Annotated in this window: 5 protein-coding genes; 1 reads left to right on the plus strand and 4 read right to left on the minus strand. The window is 66.7% G+C overall.

Going from position 1 to position 8,150, the window contains the following annotated elements:
* Positions 1 to 12: 12 nt before the first annotated feature.
* Positions 13 to 2,226, minus strand: a complete 2,214-nt coding sequence (locus tag AC30QB_RS04130; RefSeq protein WP_489544923.1) for a hybrid sensor histidine kinase/response regulator — start codon at positions 2,224 to 2,226, stop codon at positions 13 to 15.
* A 118-nt stretch (positions 2,227 to 2,344) separates the two neighbouring features.
* Between AC30QB_RS04130 and AC30QB_RS04135 the strand changes: the two genes are divergently transcribed.
* On the plus strand, positions 2,345 to 4,888 hold the full coding sequence (locus AC30QB_RS04135) for an ABC transporter permease (RefSeq protein ID WP_489544924.1): 2,544 nt from the start codon (positions 2,345 to 2,347) through the stop codon (positions 4,886 to 4,888).
* A 15-nt stretch (positions 4,889 to 4,903) separates the two neighbouring features.
* On the opposite strand, the gene AC30QB_RS04140 is transcribed toward AC30QB_RS04135, so the two are convergent.
* The 3 genes from AC30QB_RS04140 to AC30QB_RS04150 all read right to left on the minus strand — a co-directional run.
* Positions 4,904 to 7,030 carry a hybrid sensor histidine kinase/response regulator gene (locus tag AC30QB_RS04140; protein WP_489544925.1) on the minus strand — a complete coding sequence of 709 codons (2,127 nt, stop codon included), beginning with the start codon at positions 7,028 to 7,030 and terminating at the stop codon, positions 4,904 to 4,906.
* A gap of 10 nt (positions 7,031 to 7,040) precedes the next feature.
* Positions 7,041 to 7,328 (minus strand): circadian clock KaiB family protein, encoded by a 288-nt coding sequence (locus AC30QB_RS04145; RefSeq protein ID WP_489544926.1) that lies wholly within the window; start codon positions 7,326 to 7,328, stop codon positions 7,041 to 7,043.
* Positions 7,325 to 8,150 (minus strand): ATPase domain-containing protein (locus AC30QB_RS04150; RefSeq protein WP_489544927.1); only part of this gene is annotated, 826 nt, incomplete at its 5' end. The genes AC30QB_RS04150 and AC30QB_RS04145, both read right to left, overlap by 4 nt.

Consider the following 8,150-nt stretch of genomic DNA (forward strand, 5'->3'; position numbering starts at 1 on the left):
GGGTGAGGCCTCTCAGCCGCCACCGGAGCCCTCTGCCTTCGTAAGCCAGTGCTGAATGGTGGCAAACAGCTTGCGCGGGTTGACCGGCTTTTCGATGAAGTCGTTCATGCCGGCGGCGAGGCAGCTTTGGCGGTCTTCGCTGAAGGCGTTGGCGGTCATGGCGACGATGGGCACGCTTTCTCGCCCCGGCAGGGCGCGGATGCGGCGCGTGGCTTCGAGCCCATCCATTTCGGGCATGAACATGTCCATCAGGATGAGGTCGTAGGTGGCGCGGGTGGCCATCTCGACCGCCTGCGTGCCGGTGATCGCCAGCTCGAACTGCAGGCCGGCGCCCGCGAGCAGCTCTTGCGTCACCACTTGGTTCACCGGATCGTCTTCGACCAGCAGCACCTTGCGCCCGCGGCCCAGATGCGAGAGCGTGAACTCGCGCAAGGGGTCAGGTTGCGCAGGCCGTGGCATCGCGGGCGCTGACTCAGCGCTTTCCAGCCACGCGGTGAACCAGAATGTGCTGCCCTGGCCCAGCGCGCTTTGCGCACCGGCCTCGCCGCCCATCAATTTTGCCAAGCGCCCGGTGATGGCCAAGCCCAGGCCAGAGCCGCCGTAGCGACGCGTGGTGGAGCCGTCAGCCTGCTCAAAGGCCGAGAAGAGCCGAACCAATGACTCGGGCGCGATCCCGATGCCTGTGTCGGCCACTTCAAAGCGCGCCAGCACCTTGCTGCCTTGGCGCTCCAGCACACGCGCGCTCAGCGTGATGTCACCCTGCTCGGTGAACTTGACCGCGTTGCTGAGGTAGTTGACGAGCGCCTGGGTCAGCCGGGTGCGGTCACCCACCAGCGCAGCGGGCAGCGCACGCAAGTCGATGTGCAGCTTCAGCCCTTTCGCGCGCGCTCGCTCGGCCATCAGGCTGTCGACGCTGTATTGCAAGTCGCTGAGCATGAAGGCCGCATGCTCCAGCGCGAGCTTGCCCGATTCGGCTTTGGCGATGTCGAGCACATCGTTGACGATGGACAGCAGGTGCGATGAGGCAATCTCGATCTGGTCGAGGCGCTCGGTCTGCTTGGGGTCGACGCTGTCACGCCGCATCAGGTAGCTCATGCCCACGATGGCATTCAAGGGCGTGCGTATTTCGTGGCTCATGTTGGCCACGAACTCGCTCTTGCTGCGGTTGGCGGCTTCCGCGCTGAGCTTGGCTTGCAGCAAGGTGGCCTCGACCTGCTTGTGCTGCGTGATGTCGCGCAGCAAGCCCAGTACGCGCCCGTCGCTGAGCCCCTTCGCGACCACTTCGCCGTTGAAGTGGCTGCCATTCTTGCGCTTGAAGCGTCGCTGCGCAGTCGTCGCCGTCATCGGGCCGCTGGCGAATTTCGCCTTGGCTTCTGCCAGGTGCGGCAGCTCTTCTTCGGCCACGATGTCGCTGATGTTGAGGCCTATCACTTCTTGCGGCGCGTAACCCAGCATCTGGGCCCCGGCGGCATTGATGTCGATGAACTTGCCCGTCACGTCGCTCACCAAGATGCCGTCGGCGGCTTGCTCGACAAGGCTGCGGTAGCGCTCCTCGCTGGCCTGCAGACGGCGCTGGCTGCGCGACACCACCAGGCTGCACAAGCCGACGGTGAGGGCGATGTTGAAGGCCGCGATGTCGGCCACGACCACCGTTTCTATCAGCTGGGAGGCGTGCAGCCAACCCGGGCCCTGCGACGCGAGAGGGCCCAGCGCCGCGCGCAGGCTCAGGCCGAGGCCGGTGAGCAGATGCGCCACGCCGATCATGATCAGCATGCTGCGGTCGGGCGTGCGCTGGCGTGCTGCGGGCGACAGCAGCAAGCCGGCCGAGAGCAGGTGCAATCCGCCCAATGCGAGCGCGCTGATCATCTGCCGTGCCACGTCATCCGGGCCGACGTCACTGAAGTAGATCAGCAGCACCGCGATCAAGAGGCCGATCGAGATGTCCCAGCGGTGGCCCCTGGGCAGGCCCAGGTAGAGGCGGTGGCCGAAGTAAACCCAGGCACGGCCGGCCACGCCGATGACGTTGGCCATGACGACAGCTACCCAATCGGGCGCGGCGCCACGCAGGCCGAAGAGCAAGAAGGCCGCCGCGCCCAGGCCGGCACCCCAAGCCCAGGCGTGCACCGCAGGGTCGCCGCGGCTGTTGAGGTTGATGAAGAGCACCGCGAACGCCAACAGCAGGCTGCTGAAGAGGGCGAGCAACACCAGGGTGCGAACGTCGAACATGGCCAATGGCTGAGCTGGTTGGCGGTGAGGCAGTCTGACACCGCTCGCACCGGTGCGGGTGCAAAAATTTGTCGAATCTCACGCATGGGGTAAGGTGCCGTCGACGATGGAGATGCGCATGCCCGCTCAGTTCAATGTTTCCCTGTGGCAACTTGCCTGGCGCCAGATGGCGCGCGACTTTCGTGCCGGTGAGTTGCGGTTGCTGGTGGTGGCGGTCACGCTGGCGGTGGCCGCATTGAGCGCGGTGGGTTTCTTCGCCGATCGACTCAACCACGGCTTGGCGCGTGATGCACGCCAGCTGCTGGGCGGTGATGCCATCGTGGCGAGTGACCAACCGCTGCCCCCTGCATTCGCCGACAAGGCCCGTGCGCTGGGGCTGAAGGTGGCCAGCACCGCGGCCTTCCCGAGCATGGGCCGCGCGCCCGACGAGAAAGGCGGTGCCTCCAAGCTGGTGGCGGTGAAGAGCGTGGACTACAGCTACCCGCTGCGCGGCGCGCTGCGGCTGGCCGACACGCCGGGCGGCCCAGACCGAGCCGTGTCGCGCGCACCCGAGCGCGGCACGGTGTGGGTTGATGCTCCCCTGCTAGACGCACTGCAGCTGCGCATGGGCGACTCGCTACTGCTAGGCGACGCATCACTCAAGGTCGCGGCCATCATCGTCATCGAGCCTGACCGTGGTGCCGGCTTCATGAGCTTTGCGCCCCGGGTGATGCTCAACGAGGCCGACCTCGCCGCCACCTCGCTGGTGCAGCCGGCAAGTCGCGTGACCTACCGGCTCGCGGTGGCGGCCGCGGGCAGCAACGAAGCGCCGGTGCGCGCATTCGTCAAATGGGCCGACGAGCAAGTGAAGAGCCAGGCGCTGCGCGGCGTGCGCGTCGAGTCGCTGGAAACCGGGCGGCCCGAGATGCGCCAGACGCTAGACCGCGCCGAGAAGTTTCTGAACCTGGTGGCGCTGCTGGCCGCCTTGCTCGCGGCGGTGGCGGTGGGCATTGCCGCACGCGACTTTGCCAACCGCCATCTAGACGACTGCGCCATGCTGCGCGTGCTCGGCCAGCCCCAGCGCACGATTGCGCTGCAGTACCTGATCGAGTTCGCCTTCGTGGGCTTGCTCGCCAGCGCCGCCGGCGTCGCGCTCGGCTTCGCGGTGCACTACGTCTTCGTGTGGCTGCTCGCCGGTCTGGTGAACGCGAGCCTGCCTGTCGCCACCGGCTGGCCAGCGTTGTTCGGCGTGGGCGTGGGCTTCACCTTGCTGATGGGCTTCGGCCTGCCGCCGGTGCTGCAGCTGTCGCAGGTGCCACCGCTGCGCGTGATCCGCCGCGACGTGGGGGCCTTGAAGCCGGCGTCCATTGCCGTGCTGGGTGCGGGTGCGATCGGCTTCACTGCCTTGCTGCTGGCGGTGTCGTCCGACCTGCAGTTGGGCCTCATTGCCGTTGGCGGGTTTGCCGCCGCGATCGCAGTGTTCGCGGTCTTGTCATGGCTGGCCGTGCAGGCCTTGCGCCGCGCGGTGCCCGAGTCGCGGGCGCCGCGCTGGCTGGTGCTGGCCACGCGGCAGATCGCGGCACGCCCGGCATTTGCGGTGCTGCAGGTGTCGGCGCTGAGCGTTGGCTTGCTCGCGCTGTGCTTGCTGGTGCTGCTGCGCACCGACCTCATCTCGGCCTGGCGACAGGCCACGCCGCCCGACGCGCCCAACCGTTTCGTCATCAACGTGCAGCCTGAGCAGGGCGAGGCGTTTCAGGCCAAGCTGCGCGCAGACGGCGTGGCCAAGTTCGATTGGTACCCCATGATCCGCGGCCGCTTGGTGGCCATCAATGGCAAGCCCGTGTCGGCGGACAACTACACCGACGACCGACCCAAGCGCCTGCTGGACCGCGAGTTCAACCTGAGCCACAGCGCGAGCTTGCCGCAGCACAACGTGGTGACCGGCGGTAAATGGGTGGCCGAAGAGAAAGACGGCCTGAGCGTGGAAGAGGGCTTGGCAGAGACCTTGAAGTTGAAGCTTGGTGACGACCTGAGCTTCGACGTGGCCGGCATGTCGGCGAAGGGCCGCATCACCAGCCTGCGCAAGGTCGACTGGGGCTCGATGCGGGCCAATTTCTTCGTCATGTTTCCCGTGTCGCAGATGAAGGATGTGCCGGCGAGCTACATCGCGGCATTTCGCGCACCGACCACGCCGGGCTTTGACAACGGGCTGAGCCGCGAGTTTCCCAACATCACGAACGTGGATGTGTCCGCATCGATCACCCAGATCCAGGGCGTGCTCGACCAGGTGGTGCGTGCGGTGGAGTTCTTGTTCACCTTCACCTTGGCCGCGGGGTTGGTGGTGTTGTTTGCGGCGGTCACGGCCACGCGGGAGGCGAGGGCGCGCGAGTTTGCGGTGATGCGGGCGCTGGGGGCGAGTGGCAAGCTGCTCGCTCAAGTGCAGCGGGCCGAGCTGCTGGGGGTAGGGGCGCTGGCGGGGTTTCTGGCGTCGATCGCGGCGATGGCCGTGGGGTGGGCGTTGGCGAAGTATGTGTTTCAGTTCAGCTGGAATGCGTCACCGTTTGTGCCCTTGATTGGCGCGGTGGCCGGGGCGCTGTTGGCGCTGGGGGCAGGGTGGTGGGGCTTGCGTGAGGTGTTGCGCAGGCCCGTGGTGGAAACTTTGCGTCGCGCGGCGATGGAGTGAGGCGTCTGTCAGGCCCTAGACCAGTTTGCGCGGTCGCTCAAGCACCCGGTGCAGCAACGCGCCGAGCTCCTCCAGTGTGTGCTCCTTGTGCATCATCTCCACCACGCCGAGCTCGGCGGCGGCGAGCCGCAACCCGTCCGAAATGAAACCGGAGCTGATGACCACCGGCATGTCGGCAGCGCTCGCGCGCAGCGCCTGCGCGACCTCCAGGCCCGTCATCGGCGGCATGTTGTAGTCGGTCACCACAATGTCGAATGCGCCCGGCTGTGCCTGCAAGGTCGCGAGGGCGGCAACAGGGTCAGAAAGGCAGGTGCCCCGGTAGCCCAAGCTCTCCAGCAGGTGGCTCACCATCAACAGCATCACTTCGTCGTCGTCGATGTACATCACGCGCTGGCCTTGCCCTTGCGCCGCCTGGTCGAGCGCCGCAGGAAGGGTCACACCGGCGTGATCGGCCTCGGTGACCGGGAAGTGCAGGTCGAATGTGGTGCCACCCCCCAGGCGGCTGCGCACCGCGATGTGGCCGTGGTGGCTGGCCACGATGCCGTGCACGACCGCCAGCCCCAGGCCCGTGCCGAGGCCGGTTGGCTTGGTGCTGAAGAAGGGCTCGAAGATGTGCGCCTGCGTGTTGATGTCGATGCCCTGGCCGTTGTCGGTGACGCTCAGGTGTGCATAGGAGCCGGGAGGCAGGGTGTGCGATGCCGCCGCATCGATGTGGACTGCATCGATCGCCAGCGCAATGCGCCCGGTGCTGCCGTTCAGCGCCTGCCAGGCATTGGTGCACAGGTTGATCACGATCTGCTGCAACTGGGTGGTGTCGCCCAGGATCATCGGCTGCGGTGTGGCCTCGACGGCAAGCTCCAGCCTCACCGTGGCCGGCAGCGTGGCGCGCAGCATGTTGAGCGCTTCGCGCACGATCGGTTCGAGCGGCTGTGCCGTTAGCTTCGTCGGCTGGCGCCGGCTGAAGGCGAGGATCTGCTCAACCAGGCTGCGCGCGCGCCGGCCCGCCAGGCTGACTTGTTCGAGCAGGGCGCTCGCCGCGTGCCCAGGGCCGAGGGCCTCGCGGGCCAGCCCGAGGTTGCCCAGCATCGAACCCAAGATGTTGTTGAAGTCATGCGCGATGCCGCCTGCGAGCGTGCCGATGGCTTCCATCTTCTGGGCTTCGCGCAGCTGCGTCTCCAGCGAGTTCCGCGTCTGCTCTGCCTGCTTGCGCTCGGTGATGTCGCGCTGCACGCCGACAAACTGTGTCGGCTCACCGTTGGCATCGAACACCGGCATGATCGACAGGTCGTTCCAGAACGGCTCGCCATCCTTGCGGTAATTCAGCAGCTCGCCATGAAATGGCTTCAGCGCAGCGAGCGCGTGGCGAATGGCCTGTACCGTTTGGGGATTGGTCTCTGGCCCCTGCAACAGGCTGCATGACTGACCGAGCATCTCGGCCTCGGAATAGCCCGACATCGACTCGAACGCCGCGTTGGCGTAAGTGATCTTGCGCTGAGCGTCGGTGATCATCACTCCTTGCGAGATCGCGCCCAGCGCGCGGTCTCTCAAGCGCAGCGCGGCCAGGCTGTCTCGCAACTGCTGCTGCATGCACTGCTGGTCGTCGATCACCTCCAGCAGATGATGCCGCGAGAGCTTGTCGGCCTCGCTGCGCCGCTGCGCGGTCTGGTCGGTGACGACCATGCACAAGGCCTCGGGCAAGCCATCGACGACGGAAGGGTTGACCGACAGGTGGGTGGGAATGCGCAGGCCCAGATCCGTCAGCAGGTCGATCGCCAGTTTTTGCGTGCCGAGGCTGCCGCCGGCCAACAGGGCGGCCAGGCTCACGCGTGCCTCGGGTGCAAAGCACAGGTCGATGCGCGTGCCGATCAGTCGGTTCAAGGGCCGGCCCAACAGCACTGCGAAGCTCCGGTTGCACCACGCCACCACCCCATCGGGCGTGAGCGTCACCGCGCCATCGGCCATGTCTTCGAGCAGCAGCCGGTAGGCACGATCGGCGCCGTGCAGCGTGATCAGCCGCTGGCCTGCGGCGTCGGAGACGAACAGCGCATCCACCTCGTCGCTGCCGACGAGCCGTGCGGCCTGCCCGCCCACGGGCGGCTGCGTCGGGCGGTCAAGTGGGTCGGTGTGCGTGGGCGTGTTCATGGGGCGCCCGTCAGTCGAGAGGCAGATCCAGTTCTCGAAGCACATCGTGTGTGTTCGACAGGTCACCGATCAACATGCGCTGGGGCCCGGGCAGTTGCTTGACCAGAGTGGGCAGGGCCACGATCTGCGCGTCTTGCGCCAGTTCGGGTTGCTGGTAGAGATCGATCACCTCAAGGTCGTGGCGGCCCGGTAGCCGTTCGAGACAGATCTTGCGGATGTTCGTCAACGCGCGCAGCGAGCGCGGCGACTGGCCCGCCACGTAGAGGCGCAGCACCCACAGGTCGCAAGTTGCATTCATGGTGCATCGGCTCGGCGGCTCTGGGCCATGTCTTGGCGGTCTTGCGTGAGCAGGTCTTCGCTCACCTCGGCCTGGTCGATCACCGCCAGCGCTGCGGCTTCGAGAGAAGCGAACTCGGCGCGGATCGCCGTGACCTGCGCTTCCATCGCGGCGCGTTTGCTGGCCAGCTCTTTCTGCTTGCGCCCGATCTCTTGCGCGCGCGACAGCAGGGCTGAGCGCTCCTGCGCTTCTTGCGCCAGCCGTGCTGAACCTGTCAGCACACCGGCGGGGCCGGTGTAAGGCTGGCGCAGCTCGATGCCCAGCGGCGTGAGCGAAAACTCGCGGATCTGGTTCGAGTGCTGCATGCCGCGCGACTTCAGCACGTAGAGGCCACGGTTGCGCTCGCCGCTGAACTCCATGTCTCGCACCATCAGCCAGGTGTCGACCAGCGACGAGATGGTCGCGTCGGTCTGATCGATCGCCGACACCCCGGTGCTCAGGCTGGTGAAAAAGCCGGTGATCTGGCGCACCTTCAGCGCATCCATCAATCGCAGCAGCATGCCCATCACGTCGTTGTGGGCGCCGAGCGCCGTGAAGCTGCTCAGCGGATCAACCACGACCGACTGCGGCTCAAAGCTTTGGATGGCCCGCAGCATGGTGGCCAGGTGCATCTCCAGGCCCAGGTGGCTCGGCCGGGCCGCGTGGAACCTGAGCAAATCTTGCTCGACGAACGGGGCCAGGTCGAGGCCGATCGTGCGCATGTTGCGCATGATCTGGTTGGCCGACTCTTCGAAGGTGAAGAAGATGGCGCGCTCGCCGCGCCGGCAGGTGGCCGCGGCGAAG

Origin of the sequence: Rhizobacter sp. (assembly GCF_046595475.1) — a bacterium.
Lineage (GTDB): Bacteria > Pseudomonadota > Gammaproteobacteria > Burkholderiales > Burkholderiaceae_C > Rhizobacter.

Excerpts from the sequence above, each read along its gene's own strand:
- AC30QB_RS04130 (WP_489544923.1), bottom strand. The coding sequence starts at position 2,226 with ATGTTCGACGTTCGCACCCTGGTGTTGCTCGCCCTCTTCAGCAGCCTG.
- AC30QB_RS04135 (WP_489544924.1), top strand. The coding sequence starts at position 2,345 with ATGCCCGCTCAGTTCAATGTTTCCCTGTGGCAACTTGCCTGGCGCCAG.
- AC30QB_RS04140 (WP_489544925.1), bottom strand. The coding sequence starts at position 7,030 with ATGAACACGCCCACGCACACCGACCCACTTGACCGCCCGACGCAGCCG.
- AC30QB_RS04145 (WP_489544926.1), bottom strand. The coding sequence starts at position 7,328 with ATGAATGCAACTTGCGACCTGTGGGTGCTGCGCCTCTACGTGGCGGGC.